At 63.5% G+C, this 1,032-nt stretch carries 1 protein-coding gene; it reads right to left on the reverse strand.

All coding sequences use genetic code 11. From position 1 onward, the window contains the following. A partial coding sequence (gene ispG / locus ACFVV1_RS40840; protein WP_390000715.1) for a flavodoxin-dependent (E)-4-hydroxy-3-methylbut-2-enyl-diphosphate synthase occupies positions 1 to 1,032 on the reverse strand: 1,032 nt, incomplete at both ends.

Below are 1,032 nucleotides of genomic sequence, written 5' to 3' on the forward strand. Positions count from 1 at the left end.
CTCGGCGATCTTCATGGCTTCTTCGATCAGTGTCTCGACGATCTTCGACTCGGGCACGGTCTTGATGACCTCGCCCTTCACGAAGATCTGCCCCTTGCCGTTCCCGGAAGCGACACCCAGATCCGCCTCACGGGCCTCACCCGGACCATTGACGACACAGCCCATCACGGCCACCCGCAACGGCACCTCCATGCCCTCAAGACCCGCACTGACCTGATCCGCCAGCTTGTACACATCCACCTGCGCCCGCCCGCACGACGGACACGACACGATCTCCAGCCGACGCTGCTTCAGATTCAACGACTCCAGAATCTGCAGACCGACCTTGACCTCCTCGGCCGGCGGCGCCGACAACGACACCCGGATCGTGTCCCCGATCCCCTCCGACAGCAACGCACCGAACGCCACAGCCGACTTGATCGTCCCCTGGAACGCCGGACCCGCCTCCGTCACCCCCAGATGCAACGGATAATCACACCGAGCGGCCAGCTGACGGTACGCATTGACCATCACCACCGGATCGTTGTGCTTCACCGAGATCTTGATCTCCCGGAAATCATGCTCCTCGAAGAGCGACGCCTCCCAGAGCGCCGACTCCACCAACGCCTCCGGAGTCGCCTTCCCGTACTTCTTCAGCAACCGCGCATCCAGCGAACCCGCGTTCACACCGATCCGGATCGGCGTACCCGCATCCTTCGCAGCCCGCGCGATCTCCTTCACCTTGTCGTCGAACTGCTTGATGTTCCCCGGATTCACCCGCACCGCAGCACAGCCCGCATCGATCGCCGCGAACACATACTTCGGCTGGAAATGAATATCCGCGATCACCGGGATCTGCGACTTCTTCGCGATCGTCGCCAACGCATCCGCGTCATCCTGCGTCGGACACGCCACCCGCACGATCTGACAGCCCGACGCCGTCAGCTCCGCGATCTGCTGCAACGTCGCACCGATGTCCGACGTACGCGTCGTCGTCATCGACTGCACCGACACCGGCGCATCCCCGCCCACCGCAACCGACCCGACCTGGAT

Origin of the sequence: Streptomyces sp. NPDC058092, assembly GCF_042884935.1 — a bacterium.
Taxonomy (GTDB): Bacteria; Actinomycetota; Actinomycetes; order Streptomycetales; family Streptomycetaceae; genus Streptomyces.